Below are 22,269 nucleotides of genomic sequence, written 5' to 3' on the forward strand. Positions count from 1 at the left end.
ACCGCAAAATGATGGGGGGTGCGAACTTTTTCCTTAACAATACCCTCCTAATCACCACAAGGATATTTGTATCTTTAACCGACCATGCTATTAGTGCACCAATAATCCAATTTGCTTCGAAGGGAGAATACAACAATGCACAAGTTTCGTAAAGTTGTTTTATCTTTGGCAATGGTCGCGTCTTTAGGTTTCGCTGCACAGGCTCATGCTGAAATGGGGAATACGGGGACTACCGGATTAACAACAGGAACCTCAACCACTCCTGCAGGAGCGTACGGCTCAACTAATACTCCTACCGGTACTATAGCAGTGCCAGGGACTACGGATACGACTAACACAACAACGGGAACCGGAACCGGAACTTACGGCAGCGGCTATGGATCGACTAACACTTTGACGGGAACTGGAACTGGAACTTATGGCACGGGTACTGGCTATGGTACAACGACCAATACGACAGGGACCGATGGTATCAGAGGTCATCATTTGCTGGATCGGATGAACACCTATGGAACTTACAATACTACTGGCAAGGGCACAAGCACTGGATATGGCGGGAATTACGGTACTTATAGCTACCGCGCTAATGCGGACACTACTACAAAAGGAACAAACTGGGGTTGGCTTGGTTTGCTCGGTTTGCTAGGCTTAGCCGGTATGCGCAGCAAAGGCCGAGATCGTGATGATTCCTTCAACAAATAAATGCTGTAAATTGAGGTGAGCATCATGAATAAAGCTAGCATTCCCCGTTCGGACGAAAAGCTGACGATAGAGCTAACGGTTAAAGAAGCAATGGCTCTTGGCAGTGGCGTTAACTTCTGGGGAGATCCACTCTTAGCGGCTCAGGCCCGTAAAAAGGTAAGAGCTTCATTGGAGCAGCTTCTCATTCCAGGCAATCATCGGCTCTATTATGAGGCAATTGACTTATAAAATCATCTAATTTTCGGGTATCAGTGAAGCTGTAGGATCAAGGTGAAGGCGTGGAGACGTAGAAAGCTTGCGTTACCCGCCTTTTCTTTAATCGCAATTAAGGGTATAATTTTTTCTGACCATTATAAGTAGAAGTTACAAGTACCGATTTGGAGGAAAATTATGCGTTTACGCGGCAGAAAAGGTATCAGAGAAGCGCTGGAAGCTCAATCAGACCTTATTGAGTTAAATCCGGCTGCATATAAAGGAAAGTGGAATGCCGTATTTGGCAACGATCGGCCTATCCATGTAGAGCTGGGTATGGGAAAAGGACGATTTATTAGCCAACTTAGCTCGCTCAATCCTGAAATTAACTACATAGGCGTAGATATGTATGACGAGCTTCTTCGCCGAGCTGGAGAGAAGGCCGTATTATCACGTGAAGAAAACGGCGGCACCTTGGCAAATCTGAGGCTTGCTTTGTTTAACATTGAAAAAATCGAGGATATATTCGATACGGATGAGCTTGAACGTATTTACTTGAATTTTAGCGATCCTTGGCCGAAAAAACGGCATGCGCGGCGCAGGCTGACACATTCCGGCTTTGTTCGCAAGTATATGGATGTATTAAACGAAAATGGCGAAATTCATTTCAAAACTGATTCACGCTCATTATTTGAATTTTCCTTAAATTCTTTTTCCGATATGGGCCTTCGCATGCGTAATATTTCATTGGACCTGCATGCGGATGGACCAAGAACTGACTTGGTTATGACTGAATACGAAACAAAGTTTTTCGGGCAGGGAATGAATATTCACCGTCTGGAAGTCGTTATAGGGTCGAATGCTCTTAAGAATCATTTGAGCGGGCTGGAATTAAACGAGAGAGAAGAAGAAAGCAATAAGGATATATCGACTCAGGACGACCTGTAAGCCCAGTGAAACGGCAGCAGAATGTTCCTGCTCGATATGTAGTAAAAGAAAAGCATGCGAGCCTTTAGAGAGGACGCATGCTATTTTTTAGTTATTGGTTTAAAATCTCCATTATAGCCTGCGAACAGTCCATAGGATTGTATGGATTCGTGTGCTGGGACAAAGACAATAGGGCGCGGCGCTTGAGAACTTCAGGATAACCATCCACAAGCAGCTTGAGCCAGTGATCGATAGTTGCGTCGGATTTAATATGCTCCCCAAACCCATGCTGGGTAAAATATTGCAGATTCTCCTCTTCCTGACCGGGTATCGGATTATAGAAGAGCATGGGAATCCCTTTGGCTAACCCTTCCGTACAGGTCATTCCTCCGGGTTTGGTTATCAACAAATCAGATACGTCCATCCATTTGTCAATTTCATTGGTAAAGCCCATGATCCGGATGTTCTCATGCTGAAAGCGTTTATCCTCGGATAAGGCTGCTAATGCTTTGTCATTGCTGCCAAGGCAAATGATCAGCTGTATTTTTTCACGCCAATCTGTAAAGTAGTGCAGCATTTCCCCGTTATTCATCAACCCCCAGCCTCCGCCCATCACTAAAACGGTTGGCATGGCTTTAAGTCCATATTGGGCGCGAAGCTCGTCACGGTTATGCTGACCCCAGAAATTAGGGTGAACCGGTATGCCGGTCACTTCAATGGCATCGGAATTAATTCCGCGGCCTAGCAGCTTATCCCTCACATCGGAGGTGGAGACCAAATATTTGTTTACCTCTGAGCTTAGCCAGGTTCCATGTGCATCATAATCGGTTATAACGGTGCACAAGGGGACGTTGAGTCCAGCACGTTTTAACCGGGAGATGACGGCATTTGGAAATGGATGCGTACAAACAATAGTGTCGGGGCGCAATTGATTGATGATCTCTGCTGTTTGAGCATAGAAAATACGATGCAAAGCCAGCTGAGTAAACCGATTTAAAGACTTCTTATACTGGGAACGGTACATATATCCGTACAGCTTAGGCTGAGTTGTCACGGTTTTACGATAAGCTGTAAAGATCCATGGAGCCAACGTCGGATGGAGAAAGGAGCCGAGCTCCAGCACCCTGGTCTGGATTCCAGGCGAGAGCATGCGAAGACCGACGGAAAGTGCATGAGCGGCTTGCGTATGCCCGGCCCCAAAGCCTTCGGATAATAACAACACCCTTTTTTTACGCATTAGCGTTTCACCATACCTTGTGACAATGGATTTACACAATTTTAACATTAAACATTTTATAGGCAAAATGCAACTTATCCGAAAAATGCGACAATTGACAACGCTGAAATGGTCCCGATGAAGGCTCCAGCCAAGCAATCGGAAGGATAGTGCAGACCTAAATAAATTCTCGATATGGCGACAAGGGTGGCTAGCGGCAAGAGAATGGTTCCGATCCACAAGTTAGCACATACAAGTGGCAGCACAATGGAGAAGATAGCGGTTGTATGCCCGGAAGGGAAGGAATGATCTTTCAATGGCTTTTTATAAGTATTAGTATCGGGAACAACAAGATAAGGGCGAAGCCGCGGATATTTTTTTTTGATAATTGCGACTGGGATGTGACTCAATGCTAAAGCTAGACAGCTATAAATACCCGCTGTTTTCCAGTTTCCTTGCCCAAATAAGGCTAAGCAGAGCGCAGTAGTAATTGCAATAGCCGCACCGCCAAGATGTGTAATCGTTGTAAAAAACAGATCCAAAGAGGTGTGCTGAATCCGTTGGTTTACCCAACAAAACATACGGTTTTCTCGCTGCTGCAGCCAAGCTACAACACGGCTCATCAAGTTCACCTCCTCAAACTTTCACTGGGATAAGCTGTGCCTACCCGTCATATATTTATTATAACCTTCTATTGTTAGTGGAGTATTAAATCTGCAATAAATCCAACTTTAACATTGCTCAATCTCTTCCTGTTGCTTCATTCAATAAAATAGGCTTTAAAAACTCGCATTTCAAGCAGATTTAATCTTGGTCTGATGTTCTGCTAACATTCCGATGCTAGGATGAAAGTGATAATGAATTTGAACCGGAGAACACAGATTTCCGGGACTTCACTCGTCCTTCCATTCGCGCTCCTATGTACAGATTTGTATTATGAGGAGGGAATAGCCATGCGGGTAGCATTGTTTACAGATACGTATTTGCCAGATGTCAATGGGGTTGCCAAAACGTTGGGGCGATGGGTTCAATTCCTGCAGTCACGAAATGTGGAATGCAAAGTGTTCGCACCGCTGAGCAGCTCGGCTGATGATTTGGGTATGAGTATAGTGGAACGATTTTATAGTATTCCCTTTTTGCTCTATCCTGAATGCCGGATGGCGATTCCTAACCCAATTCAACTTAACAAGTCGTTAAAAGCTTTCGCACCTAACCTGATTCATGTGGCCACTCCGTTCAATCTAGGGATAACAGGACTGCATTACGCCAAAAAGCATCATGTGCCTATTGTTGCATCGTATCATACACATTTTGACCAATATTTATCTTATTATAAGCTGCAATGGATGGAGCCGATGCTTTGGAAATATATGCTCTGGTTTCATCAGGAGTGCCAAAAAATATATGTTCCTTCACAATCAACTCTGCTGCATCTGCAGGATAAAGGCTTAAAGCGGTTGGAAATTTGGTCCCGCGGGGTTGAGGAGAGCCTTTTCCGCCCGATTGTGAACCGTCCTCAAGTGTGGAGGCAGTATGGGATTAATCCTGACCGGTTTGTCATCCTTTATGTGGGCAGATTAGCTCCTGAAAAAAGCGTGGACGTGCTCTTGCAGACGTTCCTCGCTCTTTCCGACACGATTCGTGCCAATTCCCATCTTGTGATCACAGGAGACGGACCGCTGTACCAGCCATTGCTTGAAAATTATGGTGGGGCGTCTAACATCACCTTTACAGGCTTTCAGCAGGGGAGGGAATTAAGTCGTCTATATGCCGCTGCCGACGTGTTTTTGTTTCCATCGGCTTCCGAGACTTTCGGCAATGTTATTCTTGAAGCTATGGCCTCTGGAACTGCGGTGATTGGAGCGGCGGCAGGCGGGGTAAAAGATCTTATCCATCATAATCAAAATGGACTTTTATGCAAGCCTGGAAACATCGTAGAATTTGTGAATACAGTGGAATTGTTGTATCATAATGAAGGGCGACGGTTGGAAATTGCCGAAGCAGGACGCACCTATAGCATGCAGCAATCATGGGAGCAGATTTTTTCACGGTTGTACGATAGCTACCTCCATGTCCTAAGTGAATCAGCCGGCCTTGCAAGAGAACATAAGGCGGCAATGAAGTAAACTAATGACTCTAAAAAGTATGAAATACGGTGATAATAAGACGTAATAAGCTGGATGACAAAGAGTCGCACGCCATATGTCCATAATTCTCGTTATAATTCAGGGATCTGGCGTAATGGAGCTCCTTGGGGCTTTTGACAAAACCTCTTAAAGAGAGGAAAATCATATTCGGTTACCCACTCAAATCCAGACAAAGCCATCGAAGTTCATAGATATAGCTATAGAGAGAGAACAGAGACTTTGGGGTACATAAAAAAAGGGGGATTCTTTAAATGCTGGATTATTTTTTGTTAGGCGTTCAGGTTATTTTAGCAATGATCGGAGCCTATCAGCTGTTCTTGACGTTCTTTGGTTGGTACCGTCGAGAGCCAAAAGCAACTCATGCGCCGCAGAAGTCGTTTGCAATCCTGGTTGCAGCTCATAATGAAGAGCAGGTGGTTGGGGCGCTTCTGGACAACTTAAAAAAACTTGATTATCCGAAAGAATTATATGATGTATTCGTTATTTGCGATAACTGTACGGACAGCACGGCCCAAATCTCCAGAAGCAAGGGAGTATATGCTTGTGAGCGCAGCAATCCGAAGCTAAGAGGCAAGGGTTATGCGATCGAATGGATGCTTAAGGAACTGTGGAAAATGCCCCGCAGCTACGATGCGATTGTAATGTTGGATGCTGATAATCTGGTGAACCCGGACTACCTGAGTCTGATGAACAATGATCTTATCAATGGCTCGCGTGTAATTCAAGCCTATTTGGATACTAAGAATCCGCATGATTCCTGGATTACTGCAGCATATGCAATCACTTATTGGTATTGCAACCGCTTGTGGCAGCTGCCGCGCCAAAACCTTGGCCTGGCTAATTTCTTGGGCGGAACCGGCATGTGCTTCGAAACCAACCTCATCAAAGAAATTGGTTGGGGCGCGACAAGCTTGGTAGAGGATCTGGAATTTACGATGCGTTGCGTTCAGCGTGGAGTGAACCCAACTTTTAACTACGACGCTAAAGTTTTTGATGAGAAGCCACTGACCTTTAAAGCATCTGCGAGACAACGTCTAAGATGGATGCAGGGTCATTTTGATGTAGCGCGGCGCTATTTCTTTCCTTTGTTTTGGAAGGGGCTTAAAGAGGGCAGCTGGGCAAAGCTGGACACAGCTATTTATGCATTGAACGTGTATAACGTTCTGATCGGCTCTGTAGTCACTCTTATATTATGGGTCAATTTGCTGATGCCGGGAATCTATTCGCTGAAATCACTGTATGACTACGCACCAAGCCTGTTCATGATTATCGGTGCCCTCAGTTTTATCCAATTCCCGTTAGCGCTCATTATTGAGAAAGCGACTTGGAAAACGTATGCGTACCTGATTACGTTCCCTGTGTTTATGCTTTCTTGGTGGCCGATCACTGTTTACGCCTTTTTCACTCAGAACAACAAGCAATGGAGCCATACGGAGCATACGCGTGTTATTCGCTTGGAAGAGATGCAAAGTAAGCAGGTTAGCTAGGATGTCCTCACCCAAACCCACCCCGCCGGGAGGGCTCCAAAGGGCTCTGCCCTCTGGACACCGTGGGTGCGCCTGAGTGACGTTATGTGGAGGATCGCTTTTCGTCCCTTCGGGACACGCTTTAAGTTTGATCTTGTTTCCGCAACACCTGCAGGACCTCGGTACACAGGGCTTCCCGAAACGTCGGGAGGGACGGTGTGTCAACCCGCATAAAATCTTACCGAAGTTACCGAAGCATACACGTTGACTTAATTGATGCGGTTATGTTATGATGTTTTGGTGTTAAAAAAGAAGAAGCGCCCGCTTCTCACCTGACCGACTTGGTTGGCTGGTAATTAAAGCTAAAGTGAATTTTTTATAATGATAATCACTTGAACCTTTTAAGACGTGGGCCATTGCGCCCTCGTCTTTTTTAATTTTACAATCTCTGGAGGTGGAAGGTTATTAGTACAGAGCATTTAATTAACGATGAGATTCGTGTGAAGGAAGTACGTCTGATCGGTGCAGACGGCGATCAACTCGGCATCAAGCCGATTCGCGAAGCGCTTCAAATCGCGATTGACGCCAACCTGGACTTGGTCAACGTTGCTCCGACGGCTAAGCCGCCGGTTTGCCGGATTATGGATTACGGGAAATACCGTTATGAAATGCAGAAGAAAGAAAAGGAAGCCCGTAAGAACCAAAAAATCGTTGAGCTTAAAGAAGTTCGTCTGAGCGCTACAATCGATGAGCATGACTTCCAAACGAAGCAGCGCAACGTTGTTAAATTTCTAGGTGAAGGCGACAAAGTAAAACTGAGCGTGCGTTTCCGCGGTCGTGAGATCGCGCATGCGAGCATCGGTCAAAAAGTGCTTGAGCGTATGGCGACTGAAGTAGAGGAGCTGTGTGTAGTTGAACGCAGACCTAAACTGGAAGGCCGCAGTATGATCATGATTTTATCGCCGAAGCAGCAAGCATAATTATTAGGGAGGACTAAAAACATCATGCCAAAAATGAAAACACACAGCAGCTTAAAAGGCCGCTTCAAGATCACAGGTACAGGCAAAGTAATGAGATACAAAGCCTACAAGAACCACTTGTTGTCCGGTAAATCCGCTCGTCAAAAGCGTGTATTGGGTACAAACCCTACTATGGCTCCAGGCGATGTAAAACGCTTGAAACAGCAATTGGGTAACATCAAAGGTTAATTCGTATTTTATTCTACTTAAATTCTGGAGGTAATCAATCATGGCAAGAGTAAAAGGCGGGTTCGTCACTCGTCGTCGTCATAAAAAGATTTTGAAGCTGGCTAAAGGTTATTTTGGTTCCAAGCATCGTTTATTTAGAACAGCTAAGCAACAAGTAATGAAATCCTTACTGTATGCATACCGTGACCGTCGTCAAAAGAAACGTGATTTCCGCAAATTGTGGATTACACGTATCAATGCTGCGGCTCGCATCAACGGCTTGTCCTACAGCAAGTTCATGCATGGCTTGAAGCTGTCCGGTATCGAAGTAAACCGCAAAATGTTGGCTGACCTTGCTGTCAACGACCTAAGCGCATTTAACGATCTGGCTACTGCTGCTAAGCAAAAAGTGAACGCGTAACAAATACAAATACAACCCTGTTTCTTTGGATGAATAATCCAGGAGATAGGGTTTTTTAGTTTGCTCAACTGTCGCGGCAGCTGTTTAGTTTTTGTTCAGATAGCTAGCTGTATGATGAAATGAGTCGGAATATGGGTAATTAATATAACAAATTTCTAACAATTCACCTTTAATTGACCACAACTTAATGAATATCTAATATTTACTTAATTTTTTTATAAATCAAATATGGTATCATGAAATTAATAAAAACGAATGGGTCTTAGGTCTTATTGTTTTGGTTATGGGTCTTTTGGCTTATGCCTGAATTGTATGTGATCTAATTCCTTATAAACTGCGTAGAATTCATAGGATCCTCCACTTTTTGAGAGAATTTAGGTGAGCGAGAAATGAACATTATTTTGCTTTCCGGAGGTTCAGGTACTAGGCTATGGCCTTTGTCTAGTGAACAGCGCTCCAAGCAATTTATTCCTTTATTTAAAAAGGATAGCGGTGGCTCGATGTCAATGCTGCAAAATGTATGGAGTCAGCTACAGGAGCGTAACCTTCATCGCTCAACTATAATTTCAACTTCGATCAGGCAGCGTGATCAAATACTGGAGCAGCTCGGCCGAGAGGTTGATTTGGTACTGGAACCGGAAAAACGAGATACGTTTCCTGCCATCCTGTTGTCAGTGGCTTATTTATATTCCCATCGTGGAATTTCACGGGATGAGGTTGTGGCTGTGATGCCTGTGGATACCCAAGTGAATGGCTCTTTTTACGATGCGCTTCAGCAGCTTCCCAAAGCCTTAGCCGAGACGGGGGCGAATGTAGCTCTCATTGGAGTAAAGCCTAACCATCCTTCAATTAAATATGGTTATATGATTCCCGAGAAGTCCTTTGATGAATCCGTTTTTACGATAAAGGAGTTTCATGAAAAGCCATCCTCTGAGGAAGCTGCACGTTTTATTGATCAAGGAGCTTTGTGGAATTGCGGAGTGTTTTGTTTTAAAGCCGGCTTTTTGCTAGATATGCTTGCCTCCTTAGGATTGCCTGAAACCTACGAGGAACTTCTCCTAGTTTATTCTGATATTGAGAAACGAAGCTTTGATTATGTGGTAGTTGAGAGAGAAAAACATATAGCAGCGATAGCCTATGACGGTCCTTGGAAAGATTTGGGCAGTTGGTGCTCGTTAGTTGAAGAACTGGACAACCCAATAACAGGCTCAGGAATTATCTCTGATGACAGTCAAAATGTTCATATAGTCAACGAATTAGAAATACCGGTTGCCGTTGTGGGTCTTTCGGATATTATTGTGGCCGTTAGCCGTGAAGGAATATTGATTACTAGAAAAGGTGCAAGCGCCGGGCTGAAGGACGTATTAACCAGAATTCAATTTAATGAGGAGTGAATGATGTGAGAGGTGGGACGCTGATCGGTTATGACCGCCGTAAGGCGGAACGTTACTTTGTCTCATTGGAATCGGAAGAGGCAACTCTCAGTCAAGAGCTCGAAATGCGGGAGCAGACGTATAGGTTGAAGGAAGCGGAGCTTCTATACGAAATCAATCGGGTTAAAAAGAAGATAGCTGAAATAAATCAACTAGAAACGAGCTTGAAGCAATGGATTCAAAGAAACGAGAATTAGAGCCATCATTTGGCTTTGCTTGGTGGGGACTCCGCAGAAACTTGACCGACAAGCATGCCAAAGCTTTAGAAGACCGTGTGCGCCAAAAATCCAAAAAAGTTGAAAACCGCTATCTGGAGCAAGAGAGACGGCTGCAAGAGCTTGCCCGACAATTGGATTTTTTGAATAGAGAATATGAAAGCAAAGAAGCTTATGTCGATGAATTAATATCGCAAAAGATGAAGCTTCTGAATAAAGACGGCTTCCAACCTTCTTTTGAGAATGGACCGAAGAAGCCGAAGTTAAGAATGGGTGACTTGATGGTCGCCGAAGGCTTAGTAACCCAAGCCCAACTGGAGCAAGCCATGGAGCATCAGAAGAAATTCGGTGGTCGTCTTGGGGATATCGTCTCGGAGATGGGTTTTGTAGAAAAAGGACGGGTGTCGGCTTTGTTAGATGGCCAGTCACAGAAAGGCCGTCTCGGTGATATGCTAGTCAATACGGGTGCAATTGAGCAGGAGCAGTTAAACCAAGCTTTGGAGTTTCAGCGTAAAAGCGGCGGGATGCTCGGTGATATTCTTATGGCGATGCGGATTATTGAACCGGAGAAGCTGTACCGCCATATCGCTACGCAGAACAATCTTGGCCGGATAGGCTCGGAGTTTGACTTTCATGATCTTAACAAGCTGCCTGAATATTTAGCCAGACAATATGACGCAGTAGTTATCAGTCAGGATTTAAATCGTTACTTGGTAGCAGTGGGAGGTCCATTGTCAGATGAAGCGCAGAGAGCAATTGAAGCTCTGCTAGAGCTGCCTGTGGAGCAAGTTCTTGCAACACGCGAGGAAATGGAGTACTTCTGGAAGCAGATCTACGAGTCTGAGCTTATGGTTGAAAGCACACAAAAGCTGGTTAATGAGCAGCCGGAAAATTCAGCACATGTCACCTTCACAACTCCTCAAATAGTTACAGCTGTAGCCGTGGTGTTATTGCTGATAGGAAGCTTGGCAGCGGATTGGTTCCATACACTCATAATAGTCAATGTGATGATTCAAATCTTTTATTTCTCGATGACATTGTTTAAATTTATGATCGTCATGTACGGAACACGTGATTACGCACAAATCCGCTTTACTCAAGAGCAGGTAGATGCTGTTGATGAACGGACACTTCCCATTTATACAATTTTGGTTCCTATGTATAAGGAAAGTAAGGTCATACCGTATTTGTTGGCTAATCTCGAACGATTGGATTACCCCAAAGCTAAGCTGGATGTCAGGTTATTGATTGAAGAGGACGATGTGGAGGCGCAGGAGCTGCTAAAGAGTATGAACCTTCCTGCGTACTATACAACGATTGTAGTACCTCACAGTTTGCCTAAGACGAAACCTAAAGCTTGCAATTACGGATTAATCCGTGCGCGCGGCGAATATGTTGTTATTTACGATGCTGAAGATAGGCCTGATCCGGATCAGCTTAAGAAGGTGCATGCGGCATTTGTAAATGGCCCCGATAATCTGGCTTGTATCCAGGGCAAATTAAATTATTTTAACAGCGATCAAAACTTGCTAACGCGCTGGTTCACTCACGAATACAGCATGTGGTTCGAGCTTCTATTGCCAGGCGTTATGCAGCTCAATATTCCGATCCCTCTTGGTGGGACATCGAATCATTTTAAAATGTCCGTGCTCAAGGAAATTAATGCGTGGGATCCTTACAATGTAACGGAAGACGCCGATCTTGGGATACGTTTGTATAAATCAGGCTATTCAACTGCGATTGTTGATTCTCGAACCTGGGAGGAAGCAACCAGCCGCACAGGTAACTGGATACGGCAGAGATCTCGATGGATAAAAGGGTACATGCAGACTTGGCTCGTGCACATGCGGAACCCATTCAAGCTTTATAAGGAGCTTGGTTTTAAAGGATTTATGGGTTTTCAGGTAATGGTTCTGGCTACGCCAATTCTTCCGCTCTTGAACCCGTTCTATTGGGTCATGATCATCCTTTGGTACGTTTGGAGGCTCCATTGGATACCGCAATTTTTTCCTGGAGTGATTTACTATTTTGCATCCATCGAGTTTTTAATAGGTAATTTTTTATTTGTATTTAGTAATGTTGTTGGCGTATATTGGGTCATTTATGAATTGGAAAAAAGAAATGAGGACACGTTCTCGTACGGCTTGGTCAAGTATGCGCTGCTGACGCCTTTTTATTGGGTTTTAATGAGCATTGCTGCTGTTAAGGCTGCATGGCAGTTGATTACCAAACCGTTTTATTGGGAAAAAACGACACATGGTCTTTCCAAACACCAGCCCACTTCTACTGGGAATGCGCTGGATGAGAAGGCATAGGCCGAGTTCGACAATGACTACAGAAATTATCCTAGTCCTACGAAGGATGAAAATGATATGAGGGAAACATACGATAGGGTTATTTTCGGTGCCGGAATGTATGGTTTATATGCTGCAGCTCAGTCCGTTAGGCGAGGTTATTCCACGCTCATCATAGAGGCAGAGGATGAAGGATTTAAACGGGGATCCTATGTCAATCAAGCAAGATTGCATAATGGTTATCATTACCCCAGGTCGTATTCTACGGCTGTCAAATCTCAGAAATATTTCGACAGGTTTTTAAACGACTTTAAAGACTGTATTAATACGGATTTTAATAAAATATACGGCATTGCATCCAACTTTAGCTGGACAAATGGAGATCAGTTTAAGCACTTTACGGATAATCTGCAGTTGATGTGCGAAGAAATTGAACTAGATAAATATTTTAATAAGGGCTTAGTGGAAAAAGCTTACCATACTGTTGAATATAGTTTTGATGCACAGCTTTTAAAAACTAAATTAATAAATGAAATCAATTCAACTATTAGGTTTGGCTCACAAATTAAAGAAGTAGTAAAAGAGGACAATCACTTCATTATAACGTTGGATAGCGGTGAAGAATTTGAAACAGGCTTCATATTAAATGCAACGTATGCCGGTACGAATCAGATTCACAATCTTATGGGATATGATCCTCTACCTATAAAATATGAGCTATGTGAAGTTGTTTTATGCGACGTTTCTGACAATTTAAAGGATGTAGGAATTACATTAATGGATGGCCCCTTTTTTTCAGTTATGCCATTTGGCTTTACCGGTCATCACTCTCTTACAACGGTTTCAAGCACGCCACACTTAACTTCCTATGATTCTCTACCTACTTTTATGTGTCAGCATGAGAGCGACGGCTGTACTCCTGAATCTCTTTATAGTTGTAATCAATGTAAATATAAGCCTGAAACGGCTTTTGTTGAAATGAATCAAATTGTGAAGAAGTATCTCAAAAGTGATATAACCATTGAGTATGCCAAGTCTCTTTATACTATAAAACCAATATTGAAGACATCAGAAGTTGATGATTCCAGGCCGACAGTCATAAGACAATATTCACAAGATCCTGAATTTTACACGGTTTTCTCCGGGAAAATAAATACAATCTATGATTTAGATGATATTTTAAGGTAGGGTAAAAGGATGCTATTAGAAGAAAACTTTTTATCAGTTATAATGGTAGCCCGCGACTGTGCTGACACAATTGAAGAAAAAGTTATCCAACTAGACGATTATTTAAAAACAAAGTTTAAAAATTATGAGATTATTATTGTTGAAAACTTCTCAAGAGACAATACCCTGCAGATATTAAATGATTGCGATAGAAAAATTACAATTTTAGAGCTAGCCAGATTTCATAATGAACAGCAAGCCTTAAGAGCCGGTGTTGACATTAGTATTGGCGATTATATACTTGAGATTGAAGATGTCAGCTTTAATTTTAATTTTGATATCATTCATACGATGTATCAATCAAGCCAAAAGGGAAATGATTTTGTAATATTGTCTCCCAAAAAAGTCAGTCTATCATCTTATTTGTTTTACTGGATTATTAACAGGTATTTTAGACACAGATTGAATTCAAGAATAGCTTCATCCTTGCTTGTATTATCATCAAGACGCTGTCAGAACAAAACGATAGAAACAGGTAATGTTATAATAAACCGCAACGTTTCATATTTTCTATCGGGACTTCAGTTTGAGATTATTTATATGAATATTAAATATAAAAACACGCGCAGCTTTTTCGAGAACATTAATCTAATGGTAGATACTTTAACTTATTATACAGATGTGCTTACCAAGTTGGCCTTATGCGTTTCTATATTGTTTTTCTCAATTTCTATTGGCGCATTGTTGTTGAGTCTAGTGTCTTATTTTATTAAGGGTGCTGTAGAAGGTTGGACATCAATAATCATGTTTCTAGGTTTTTCTTTCTCCGGAGTCTTTCTCATGTTTGCGATCCTTACCAAATATCTCAATAGTATTTTGCAAAGCACGGTGAAAACCAAGAGCTATATTTATAAATCTGTAATCAAGAAATAGTTTTTATGGGTAGGAGGTTGTGATGAAAAAGTTAATCTCAGTTGTAGGTCCTATGTTTAACGAGGAGGGGCTGGTTTCAGAATATTGTGCAAGAACACTACATGTTTTGGAGCAGTTAAGTGATAAATACGATTATGAACTTATACTGGTTGACGATGGCTCATCAGACCAGACCTATAGTAAAATGCTGGAAGAAAGAAGAAGAAATCATCATGTAGGCGTTGTTAAGCTGTCTCGAAACTTTGGCTTGGAGGGTGCGGTAAACGGAGGTATTGAGGTATCTAAAGGTGATGCAGTAATCGTCATGGATGCTGATTTACAGGACCCGCCAGAGCTCATTTTAAAAATGGTGGATGAGTGGGAGAAAGGCTATGATGTGGTATCTGGAAAAAGAATTGAAAGAAAGAACGATTCCTTATTTAAAAGGATAAGTGCCCAGTTATTTTATAAAATAATAAGCAAGTTTTCCAACAAAATGACCATTGAAGAAAATGCAGCAAATTATAAGCTTATAAATAGAAAAACTGTTAATGAAATAAAAAAGCTGCCGGAAGTCAATCGAGTTTTTCGTGTCTTGGTCCCGTATATCGGTTTAAAAGTTGGCAGTGTTGAATACTCAAGAGATATCCGAACAGCGGGCAAGACCAAATATAACTTAAAATCAATGATTAGATATGCTCTGAATAGTATAGTGGGAACTACAATTGAACCGCTTCAGGCAGTTATCTCTGTAGGAATAGCAACAGTATGTTTAGGAGTATTGATGACCTTTTCGACGTTTTTTATGCCGTTAGTATCCAGAGACACATCATTGATACTGGCGGTTTTATTGTATCTATTCGGTGTGATGTTTATTTGCTTAGGATTGATAGGAGAATATATCGGTCAAATATTAATTGAGGTAAAAAGAAGACCAACGTCCATTATTGACCTATATTCTGCCCCGAATTTTGAGGAGAATGAGTAATTTAAACACTACGTGAGGAGAGTATCATGGAATATTTTAGAATAGGCAATTCGGGGCTAAAAAGCACTATCCTCACATTGGGTACTGCTCTTACCATAGGAACCGAAAATACAAATGATGGGTATGCGGATAGTCTTATAGATACTGCCTGGAGGTTAGGTATCAGGTCTTTTGATACATCAAACAATTACGGTATGGGTGAAGCAGAAAAGCTTCTTGGCCGTGCACTGAATAAATATAATCGCAATGAATATATCCTATCAACAAAAGGCTCATGGCCGATCGGTGATTCACCCTACAATCGTGGACTTTCCAGAAAGCATATAGCTGAAGCGATTGACAGCTCACTTTCAAAATTGGGACTGGACTACGTAGATATTTATTACGCCCATAGATATGATCCGGAAGTATCGATGGAAGAGATTGTACGAACGTTCAACAGTTTAATTAACCAAGGTAAAATAAGGTATTGGGCAACCTCGGAATGGCCGGCTGAAGCGCTACAAGAATGTCATGAAGTATGCGGTAAGCTGAACCTGGAGAAACCGATCCTGGAGCAGTTCATCTATTCCTTTGCTATTAGGAAATCGGAAACAAATGGAGTCATGGATTTTTGCCGTACTCACCGGGTTGGCATGCTGGGCTTCTCTCCTATTGCGCAAGGCCTTCTTACCGGAAAGTATAAAAACCATATACCCAGCGACTCCAGAATAGCCAAAAAAGATTTAATAGGATATTCTAAAACAGAAAATATATATATGCAGAACAAAGATAGAATTGATACATTCATAAGCATTTGTGATCAGTATAAGGTTAAAGGCAGCCAACTCGCTTTAATGTGGTGTATAAGAAATGGTGTATATCCTGTTGTTGGGGCATCCAAACCGGAGCAGATTGAGGAGAACGTAAGGGCGCTCGAAATAACATACCCTGATGAAATATGGGCTCAGCTTGAAACTGTTTTGTGATAACAATCCTAGAAGAATTGGGTGATAGAACTGAAATATTGCATATCCAATATTGCTTGGGAAGAAAAGGATGATGATCTTATATATGAGCTTATGCGTTCTCACGGGTATGAAGGGCTTGAGATTGCACCGACACGTGTGTGGGATAAGCCCTATACGCTAGATCATTCAGATTACTTAAACTTCAAAGGAAAAGTTAATCGCTATAGCATCCGTTTAGTGGCTATGCAATCACTTTTATACCGGGAAGAAAGCTTGCAGTTGTTTAGTGATGAGCCCACACGACAAAAAATGTTAACTGAGCTTGAGAAACGGACTATATTGGCATCTAAGCTGGGAATAAAAAGCCTAGTGTTCGGTTTGCCCAAGAATAGAAGTTACTCCGGTATAGAAAAGCAGGAAGCGTTTGAAATAGCTGTGGAATTTTTCAAGCAAGCAGGGGATATGGCAGTGAAATATAACACCGAGTTTTGTATAGAAGCCAATCCGGTGTGCTATGGAACCAATTTTATCAATTTTAACAATGAAGCTTTGGATTTAGTGAGAGAAGTTAATTCCGAAGGCTTTAGATTACACTTGGATACCGGTACAATGATTGAAAACAAAGAGGATCTGAGCATCATTCCTTCATGCATAGATTACGTCTCCCATGTTCATATAAGCGAGCCGTTTCTCGAGATGCCGATATCGAAAGATACTCACGTTGCAATAGGAAAAGAACTTCATAAAGCAGGGTATACAGGGTTTATCTCTATTGAGATGAAAAGAAACCCTGAATTGAACTCAGTGGAAAATATCAATTCAACTCTTTTGAATGTGCGGGAATGGTATTCATGACGATTTGATGTAAATGTAACAAAAGAATGAGGTCAAACGATAAGTGGATAAAATAATTCAGTTATATACAAAATATAAACAAATTATTGCATACCTTGTATTTGGAGTCTTTACAGTCGTAGTAAATTTCGCTTTTTATTTGTTTTTTGCCAAAATTCTGACTGTTGATTACATTATAAGTAATGGTATTGCTTGGATTGCAGCCGTTATGTTTGCTTTTGTCACAAACAAGTTATTTGTATTTAAAAGTGAAGCAAAGGACATCAAATCAATATGTATGGAGTTCACGGTATTTGTAGGCTGCAGAATTGTATCCGGAATAATGGACATGCTGATCATGTATGTATTTATTGATGCATTAAAATATAATGATGTCATAATAAAAGTCCTGTCCTGTGTATTGGTCATAATAGCAAATTATATTTTAAGCAAAGTGGTTGTCTTTAGAAAAAAGTCTATGGAGCAGAACTTTAGCGATTAGAGAATTGTGAAGGCACAAAAAAGCTATAACATGTCACTATTCAGTGATGTGTTATAGCTTTTTTGTCCAAAAAGACTACGGAATAACACGATACAATTTCCAGCCCCCACCATAGTCCTTTTCCAGTTTGGCCCAAGGGGCCCCTTTGTTATAAAATCCTGGATATGTCTGATTTACGGCATTTAGACTTGCAATACCGTTTGGATCGGGTACAAGAATATAATTTACATTTAACTTTTTTGGTTCTATCAACGATTCTTGAAAATCGCGGTCGCTTGTAATGACTAGATTGTTAGGACGTTTACTGTTAAGAACAATATAAAAGGCATTGAACGAATCCATTAGTATCTTTATTTGGTTATCTTGATCAACTCGATTGTCTAAATCTGCAGCAATCTCAATAGCGTGAGGGAGAGATTTATTTTCTTTATAATGAATAGCATCGTATTCTTCAGGGGCCATTGCTTTAATCTGCATAACATTCCAGGTATACATACCACATCCTACCATTACGCCTAAAGCTAACAAGCAACTTGTCCGATAGCCGCTGCGTGACTTTTTTTGCTTTTGAAGCTCATAAGGGAGCCATGCCATAGCAAGCGGTAAGGGGTAGACGAAAAATCTAAGCCAACCATATGAGGAGCCTTTAACAAGCATTACAAACTGCATTGCCGGAATAGAAGCAATTAAGAGAAGGATCACTAAAAACTCCATTTGGAAGAGACTTTTTCGCCAAATACGCATGACAATCACACAGGCTAGAGGCAATAGAAAACAAGCGATCCTTTTGGAGATATACAAAGCAGTCTCAAGGGGATTGCCGATCAATGGACTGATTGATTCATTGCTCACAAGCTGCTCAGCTTGTCCTAGGTTAGAATAGCTGGAACGCAAAAAATAGAGCGGATCGCCCATTATGGAATAATTCAGGAAAATCCAGATTATACCGGCAAAAAAGGCAGGTGTAAGCAAGACGATCTCCGTAGCCTCAATTTTTCTGTATAGTTCTTTATATTTAAATTTATGCGAATTTTTCTTGGATTCACTCCAGATAAGCAGAATAAAGGCCAGCGATAAGCAAGCCCCGAATGCCACGGCTTCGTAGCGTGTAAGAAAGGCGAGCGCTAAAGCAAAGGCTGCAAATATAATGCTGTTAATTTTACCTCCATCCAACCATTTTGTCATAGCGATTACGATCCAAACAAGAAAGAAAATGAAAACACTTTCACTCATTCCATTAGAGCCATATAAAAATATAAAAGGATTTAAGCTGTACAAGAGGCATATCAAAAGGCTGAATAGAAGGGGCAACCCCCGCTTAATAAAATGATGGCATATCATCATCACTGTCGCTGTTGTGCAAAGACTGGACAAAATGACTCCTGCAATTCCTGATGAGGCCAGCGCGGGAAAGATCGGTCTGGCCAGTAGAATTGGCAACATCAGAAGGCTGGGAAGCGGATTCCAAACGAATCCGATTGCGGCCAAATGTGGATCTCGGCTATAGCTGACATAATAAGCGTTTGCCACTCTACTGAAGGCATCAACTGCAACGAAATGATTCACATGGGCCATCCAATAGCCAAAGGCCAATTCCGCAAGAAATACTAGTATGCCAAGCAGCCATACAGTTTTAGAAAAACGCATGCAACAATTATTCCTCCATTTCCAAAGCTGAACAAGGCAAGAGATTCATTATAATTTTTGTGAAATAGCAATAGTTCTATTGTACGATTATTTTCAGTTTTTGACAGCTAATTTCTAATAAAGTTTATAGTCATTCAATACGGATATGGATTCTAACCAGTGAATGGTCAACTTCTCTTTAATATCTTATTTTATCTGAGAACTTTGACGTATCCCTGTGAATTCACCTAATATCGCTTGACTCTTATTTGGATTCGGCTTATAATAATTAAAAAGCACACAGACTCAATCGGCAATGATGAGGACGAAGTTATAAGGGCACTTATGTTCAGAGAGCAGAGGATTTGCTGAAACCTATGCCATTAATCCCTTATGTACGAGCTCACCTCGGAGCTGTTTTCCTGAAAAGTATGTCTCAGTGACATAGCTATTAGGGAAAATCGGAATAGCACACGTTACCGTGCTGAAGGTATAACAGCTTGTGTTAAGCTGCGTACCTGCTAAGGTTATTTGCTGTGAGGCATTTAACAAACTCTGGGTGGTACCACGGAAGATTAGAACCCCTTTCGTCCCTTCAGACGCTATTTTTGGCGTTTTGGGATGAGAGGGGTTTTTCGCGTTTTGAGTTTACGGGAGGAGGACAAAATCATGATCGTTCAAACCACACAAAAGTCGAAAGAAGAGCTGCGCAAGGAACTGCTTCAACCGGATGTTGTTACGGGGTCGGAAATGCTGCTTCGCAGCTTGCTGTTGGAGGACGTGGATTGTGTCTTTGGATATCCAGGTGGAGCCGTTTTATATATTTACGATGCCATGCATGGCAATCCGAATTTCAATCACTTGCTAACCCGCCACGAGCAGGGAGCTATCCACGCAGCAGACGGTTATGCGCGCTCTACAGGTAAGGTAGGCGTATGTATCGCAACGTCGGGTCCTGGTGCTACAAATCTTGTTACTGGTATTGCAACAGCCTACATGGACTCGGTGCCGCTTGTCGTCATCACAGGTAATGTAGCAACAAGTGTGATCGGAACAGACGCTTTCCAGGAAGCGGATATTACCGGGATTACGATGCCAATTACGAAACACAGCTACTTGGTACGTGACGTTAAGGATTTACCGCGTGTTATTAAAGAAGCCTTCCATATTGCTTCCACAGGTCGCAGAGGACCGGTTCTTATCGATATTCCGAAGGATGTATCCAATGCGCAGGCGCCTTACTATTATCCGGAGAAGGTAGAAATCCGCGGCTACAATCCGACGGTTCAACCGAATAAGCTTCAAGTGGACCGCATGATCGAGGCTATTGCCGAGGCGGAGCGTCCAGTTATTCTTGCCGGGGGCGGCGTTGTGTACGCAGATGCTTCCAAAGAGCTGCTGGAGTTCGTAGATAAAACGGGTATTCCTGTAACAACTACCCTGTTGGGTTTGGGAGGCTTCCCAAGCGCTCATGAGCTATGGCTGGGAATGCCGGGGATGCACGGAACGTACACGGCGAACCACGCGCTGCAGGATTGCGATCTGTTGATTGCTATCGGGGCACGGTTTGATGACCGTGTGACGATGAAGGTGGACGGCTTTGCACCGAGAGCGAAGAAGATCGTTCATATCGATGTAGATCCTGCCGAAATCGGTAAAATCGTAGAAGCAACCATTCCGGTTGTAGGCGATGTAAAAGCTGTGCTTCAATTGGCATTGCCAAAAGTTAAGCCTTCCCAATCGGAAGCGTGGATTAAGGAAGTTACTGAGAACAAGCGCAACCGTCCGCTGCGGTATAAAGATTCCGATACGGAGCTGAAGCCTCAGTATGTAATCGAGATGATTCACGAAACAACCAAGGGCGATGCAATTGTAACGACAGATGTTGGACAGCATCAGATGTGGGCTGCACAATACTACAAGTTCAATCATCCTCGGTCATGGATTACATCCGGCGGCTTGGGAACAATGGGCTTCGGCTTCCCTTCAGCCATCGGTGCTCAAGTAGCGCATCCTGACAGATTGGTTGTTTCCATCAATGGTGACGGCGGCATGCAGATGTGTTCTCAGGAACTGGCGATCTGTGCTATCAACAAAATTCCGGTAAAAATTGTTGTTATCAACAATCAGGTGCTGGGAATGGTTCGCCAGTGGCAGGAGATCATTTATGACAACCGCTACAGTCACATCGACCTGGCCGGCAGTCCGGACTTCGTTAAGCTGGCTGAAGCCTACGGAGTTAAGGGCTTGAGAGCAACGAATAAAGAAGAAGCCCGCCGTGTTTGGCAGGAAGCGCTGGACACCCCAGGTCCGGTACTCGTCGAATTTTTCGTCCGCAAAGGCGAAAATGTGTATCCGATGGTTACACAAGGCTCGACGATAGATCAAATGATAATGGGGGATTCGGAATGAGCCACAGACATACCATTTCCGTATTAGTAAACAATCAGCCTGGCGTGCTTCAGCGGGTTTCCGGTTTATTCGGCCGCAGAGGCTTCAACATTGAGAGCATTACCGTAGGGGAGTCCGAGGAATCGGGCTTGTCCCGTATGGTAATCGTAACTACAGGCGATGATAAAACTTTGGAGCAGGTTTCCAAGCAGCTGTACAAATTGATTGATGTCATTAAGGTTATTGACTTGAGCTCTAACCCAATGGTAGCACGCGAGCTGGCGTTGATTAAGGTCAATGCGGAGCCAAGCGCCCGCCCTGAAGTGCTCGGTGTAGTTGAAACTTTCCGCGCGGCTGTGGTTGATATTGGCCCCAGTTCATTAATTGTACAGGTAGTCGGAGATTCACTGAAAATCGATGCAATGATCGAATTATTAAAGCCATACGGTATCCGTGAGATTTCTAGAACAGGCGTTACGGCGATGATCCGCGGATCAGTTAAATAAAAAAGTACACATAAGGTTTTCTAGAAAGCAGATTTAGAGTAAAATGTACCTTGGAGTGGGGGGTACAGCGGATAACTTCGTGCAGGAGTCAAATGCGAAAATGTCGGTCTGCTGCGGACTGCAAAGTTGAACGGCAGTTAGCAGTTATGCAGAGCAGCACATCCGTAGCTTTACCGATGAGGGTTGTCCGTTA

The 22,269-nt window shown here is 42.7% G+C and carries 22 protein-coding genes and 1 other annotated feature; of the genes, 19 read left to right on the forward strand and 3 right to left on the reverse strand.

The annotated features are described in order from the left end of the window. Positions 1-135: 135 nt before the first annotated feature. The 3 genes from ACFQ0C_RS27480 (at position 136) to trmB (ending at position 1,842) form a co-directional block, all read left to right on the forward strand. The gene (locus ACFQ0C_RS27480; protein WP_379371428.1) at positions 136-702 is read left to right on the forward strand and encodes a WGxxGxxG-CTERM domain-containing protein; all 567 of its coding nucleotides are present in this window, start codon (positions 136-138) and stop codon (positions 700-702) included. A gap of 24 nt (positions 703-726) precedes the next feature. Beyond that, complete coding sequence (locus ACFQ0C_RS27485) at positions 727-930, forward strand: hypothetical protein (RefSeq protein ID WP_379371430.1); 204 nt, start codon at positions 727-729, stop codon at positions 928-930. A 162-nt stretch (positions 931-1,092) separates the two neighbouring features. Further along, the gene (gene trmB, locus ACFQ0C_RS27490; protein WP_379371432.1) at positions 1,093-1,842 is read left to right on the forward strand and encodes a tRNA (guanosine(46)-N7)-methyltransferase TrmB; all 750 of its coding nucleotides are present in this window, start codon (positions 1,093-1,095) and stop codon (positions 1,840-1,842) included. Between the two features lie 91 nt (positions 1,843-1,933). Here trmB and ACFQ0C_RS27495 read toward each other — a convergent pair whose 3' ends face one another. After that, positions 1,934-3,058 (reverse strand): MGDG synthase family glycosyltransferase, encoded by a 1,125-nt coding sequence (locus ACFQ0C_RS27495; protein WP_379371434.1) that lies wholly within the window; start codon positions 3,056-3,058, stop codon positions 1,934-1,936. A 74-nt stretch (positions 3,059-3,132) separates the two neighbouring features. Next, positions 3,133-3,660 (reverse strand): phosphatase PAP2 family protein, encoded by a 528-nt coding sequence (locus ACFQ0C_RS27500; RefSeq protein WP_379371436.1) that lies wholly within the window; start codon positions 3,658-3,660, stop codon positions 3,133-3,135. 330 nt (positions 3,661-3,990) lie between these two features. Between ACFQ0C_RS27500 and ACFQ0C_RS27505 the strand changes: the two genes are divergently transcribed. The 14 genes from ACFQ0C_RS27505 to ACFQ0C_RS27570 all read left to right on the forward strand — a co-directional run bounded on the left by ACFQ0C_RS27505 (position 3,991) and on the right by ACFQ0C_RS27570 (position 17,553). Beyond that, complete coding sequence (locus ACFQ0C_RS27505) at positions 3,991-5,163, forward strand: glycosyltransferase family 4 protein (protein ID WP_379371438.1); 1,173 nt, start codon at positions 3,991-3,993, stop codon at positions 5,161-5,163. Between the two features lie 272 nt (positions 5,164-5,435). Next, positions 5,436-6,671 carry a glycosyltransferase family 2 protein gene (locus tag ACFQ0C_RS27510; protein WP_258214159.1) on the forward strand — a complete coding sequence of 412 codons (1,236 nt, stop codon included), beginning with the start codon at positions 5,436-5,438 and terminating at the stop codon, positions 6,669-6,671. 282 nt (positions 6,672-6,953) lie between these two features. Next, positions 6,954-7,092, forward strand: a sequence feature (ribosomal protein L20 leader region). A 22-nt stretch (positions 7,093-7,114) separates the two neighbouring features. Beyond that, the gene (gene infC / locus ACFQ0C_RS27515) at positions 7,115-7,630 is read left to right on the forward strand and encodes a translation initiation factor IF-3 (RefSeq protein WP_258214268.1); all 516 of its coding nucleotides are present in this window, start codon (positions 7,115-7,117) and stop codon (positions 7,628-7,630) included. A 24-nt stretch (positions 7,631-7,654) separates the two neighbouring features. Then, positions 7,655-7,858 carry a 50S ribosomal protein L35 gene (rpmI, locus tag ACFQ0C_RS27520; protein ID WP_171651260.1) on the forward strand — a complete coding sequence of 68 codons (204 nt, stop codon included), beginning with the start codon at positions 7,655-7,657 and terminating at the stop codon, positions 7,856-7,858. A 40-nt stretch (positions 7,859-7,898) separates the two neighbouring features. Then, positions 7,899-8,258 (forward strand): 50S ribosomal protein L20, encoded by a 360-nt coding sequence (gene rplT / locus ACFQ0C_RS27525; RefSeq protein WP_171651261.1) that lies wholly within the window; start codon positions 7,899-7,901, stop codon positions 8,256-8,258. 389 nt (positions 8,259-8,647) lie between these two features. Then, positions 8,648-9,652, forward strand: coding sequence for a sugar phosphate nucleotidyltransferase (locus ACFQ0C_RS27530; RefSeq protein ID WP_379371441.1), 1,005 nt, complete (start codon positions 8,648-8,650; stop codon positions 9,650-9,652). 5 nt (positions 9,653-9,657) lie between these two features. After that, the gene (locus ACFQ0C_RS27535; protein ID WP_379371443.1) at positions 9,658-9,888 is read left to right on the forward strand and encodes a hypothetical protein; all 231 of its coding nucleotides are present in this window, start codon (positions 9,658-9,660) and stop codon (positions 9,886-9,888) included. Then, the gene (locus ACFQ0C_RS27540; protein WP_379371445.1) at positions 9,864-12,221 is read left to right on the forward strand and encodes a cyclic di-GMP-binding domain-containing protein, MshE-related; all 2,358 of its coding nucleotides are present in this window, start codon (positions 9,864-9,866) and stop codon (positions 12,219-12,221) included. The genes ACFQ0C_RS27535 and ACFQ0C_RS27540 overlap by 25 nt, the downstream gene beginning before the upstream one ends. Before the next feature lie 57 nt (positions 12,222-12,278). Further along, positions 12,279-13,388 carry an NAD(P)-binding protein gene (locus tag ACFQ0C_RS27545; RefSeq protein WP_379371447.1) on the forward strand — a complete coding sequence of 370 codons (1,110 nt, stop codon included), beginning with the start codon at positions 12,279-12,281 and terminating at the stop codon, positions 13,386-13,388. Between the two features lie 9 nt (positions 13,389-13,397). Then, positions 13,398-14,300, forward strand: coding sequence for a glycosyltransferase (locus ACFQ0C_RS27550; RefSeq protein WP_379371449.1), 903 nt, complete (start codon positions 13,398-13,400; stop codon positions 14,298-14,300). A 22-nt stretch (positions 14,301-14,322) separates the two neighbouring features. Further along, positions 14,323-15,267: a glycosyltransferase gene (locus tag ACFQ0C_RS27555; RefSeq protein ID WP_379371451.1), complete on the forward strand. Its 945-nt coding sequence runs from the start codon at positions 14,323-14,325 to the stop codon at positions 15,265-15,267. Positions 15,268-15,293: 26 nt separating this feature from the next. Further along, the gene (locus tag ACFQ0C_RS27560) at positions 15,294-16,235 is read left to right on the forward strand and encodes an aldo/keto reductase family protein (protein ID WP_379371453.1); all 942 of its coding nucleotides are present in this window, start codon (positions 15,294-15,296) and stop codon (positions 16,233-16,235) included. Positions 16,236-16,256: 21 nt separating this feature from the next. Beyond that, positions 16,257-17,072, forward strand: a complete 816-nt coding sequence (locus ACFQ0C_RS27565) for a sugar phosphate isomerase/epimerase family protein (RefSeq protein WP_379371455.1) — start codon at positions 16,257-16,259, stop codon at positions 17,070-17,072. 43 nt (positions 17,073-17,115) lie between these two features. Continuing rightward, entirely contained in the window at positions 17,116-17,553 is a 438-nt protein-coding gene (locus ACFQ0C_RS27570; RefSeq protein ID WP_379371458.1) for a GtrA family protein, read from the forward strand. A gap of 75 nt (positions 17,554-17,628) precedes the next feature. Here ACFQ0C_RS27570 and ACFQ0C_RS27575 read toward each other — a convergent pair whose 3' ends face one another. Then, entirely contained in the window at positions 17,629-19,200 is a 1,572-nt protein-coding gene (locus ACFQ0C_RS27575; RefSeq protein WP_379371459.1) for a glycosyltransferase family 39 protein, read from the reverse strand. A gap of 648 nt (positions 19,201-19,848) precedes the next feature. Between ACFQ0C_RS27575 and ilvB the strand changes: the two genes are divergently transcribed. Beyond that, positions 19,849-21,591 (forward strand): biosynthetic-type acetolactate synthase large subunit, encoded by a 1,743-nt coding sequence (ilvB, locus tag ACFQ0C_RS27580; RefSeq protein ID WP_379371460.1) that lies wholly within the window; start codon positions 19,849-19,851, stop codon positions 21,589-21,591. Beyond that, positions 21,588-22,076 (forward strand): acetolactate synthase small subunit, encoded by a 489-nt coding sequence (ilvN, locus tag ACFQ0C_RS27585; protein ID WP_379371461.1) that lies wholly within the window; start codon positions 21,588-21,590, stop codon positions 22,074-22,076. Before ilvB ends, ilvN begins: the two co-directional genes overlap by 4 nt. Positions 22,077-22,269: the final 193 nt, after the last annotated feature.

The sequence above is a fragment of the Paenibacillus sp. GCM10027630 genome (assembly GCF_042676305.1).
Classification (GTDB): Bacteria; Bacillota; Bacilli; order Paenibacillales; family NBRC-103111; genus Paenibacillus_S.

Coding starts and splice junctions, on each gene's coding strand:
- ACFQ0C_RS27560 (WP_379371453.1), top strand. CDS start 15,294: ATGGAATATTTTAGAATAGGCAATTCGGGGCTAAAAAGCACTATCCTC.
- ACFQ0C_RS27540 (WP_379371445.1), top strand. CDS start 9,864: ATGGATTCAAAGAAACGAGAATTAGAGCCATCATTTGGCTTTGCTTGG.
- rplT (WP_171651261.1), top strand. CDS start 7,899: ATGGCAAGAGTAAAAGGCGGGTTCGTCACTCGTCGTCGTCATAAAAAG.
- trmB (WP_379371432.1), top strand. CDS start 1,093: ATGCGTTTACGCGGCAGAAAAGGTATCAGAGAAGCGCTGGAAGCTCAA.
- ACFQ0C_RS27500 (WP_379371436.1), bottom strand. CDS start 3,660: ATGAGCCGTGTTGTAGCTTGGCTGCAGCAGCGAGAAAACCGTATGTTT.
- ACFQ0C_RS27480 (WP_379371428.1), top strand. CDS start 136: ATGCACAAGTTTCGTAAAGTTGTTTTATCTTTGGCAATGGTCGCGTCT.
- ACFQ0C_RS27550 (WP_379371449.1), top strand. CDS start 13,398: ATGCTATTAGAAGAAAACTTTTTATCAGTTATAATGGTAGCCCGCGAC.
- rpmI (WP_171651260.1), top strand. CDS start 7,655: ATGCCAAAAATGAAAACACACAGCAGCTTAAAAGGCCGCTTCAAGATC.
- ACFQ0C_RS27530 (WP_379371441.1), top strand. CDS start 8,648: ATGAACATTATTTTGCTTTCCGGAGGTTCAGGTACTAGGCTATGGCCT.
- ilvB (WP_379371460.1), top strand. CDS start 19,849: ATGATCGTTCAAACCACACAAAAGTCGAAAGAAGAGCTGCGCAAGGAA.
- ACFQ0C_RS27510 (WP_258214159.1), top strand. CDS start 5,436: ATGCTGGATTATTTTTTGTTAGGCGTTCAGGTTATTTTAGCAATGATC.
- ACFQ0C_RS27505 (WP_379371438.1), top strand. CDS start 3,991: ATGCGGGTAGCATTGTTTACAGATACGTATTTGCCAGATGTCAATGGG.
- ACFQ0C_RS27575 (WP_379371459.1), bottom strand. CDS start 19,200: ATGCGTTTTTCTAAAACTGTATGGCTGCTTGGCATACTAGTATTTCTT.
- ACFQ0C_RS27545 (WP_379371447.1), top strand. CDS start 12,279: ATGAGGGAAACATACGATAGGGTTATTTTCGGTGCCGGAATGTATGGT.
- ilvN (WP_379371461.1), top strand. CDS start 21,588: ATGAGCCACAGACATACCATTTCCGTATTAGTAAACAATCAGCCTGGC.
- ACFQ0C_RS27555 (WP_379371451.1), top strand. CDS start 14,323: ATGAAAAAGTTAATCTCAGTTGTAGGTCCTATGTTTAACGAGGAGGGG.
- ACFQ0C_RS27495 (WP_379371434.1), bottom strand. CDS start 3,058: ATGCGTAAAAAAAGGGTGTTGTTATTATCCGAAGGCTTTGGGGCCGGG.
- ACFQ0C_RS27485 (WP_379371430.1), top strand. CDS start 727: ATGAATAAAGCTAGCATTCCCCGTTCGGACGAAAAGCTGACGATAGAG.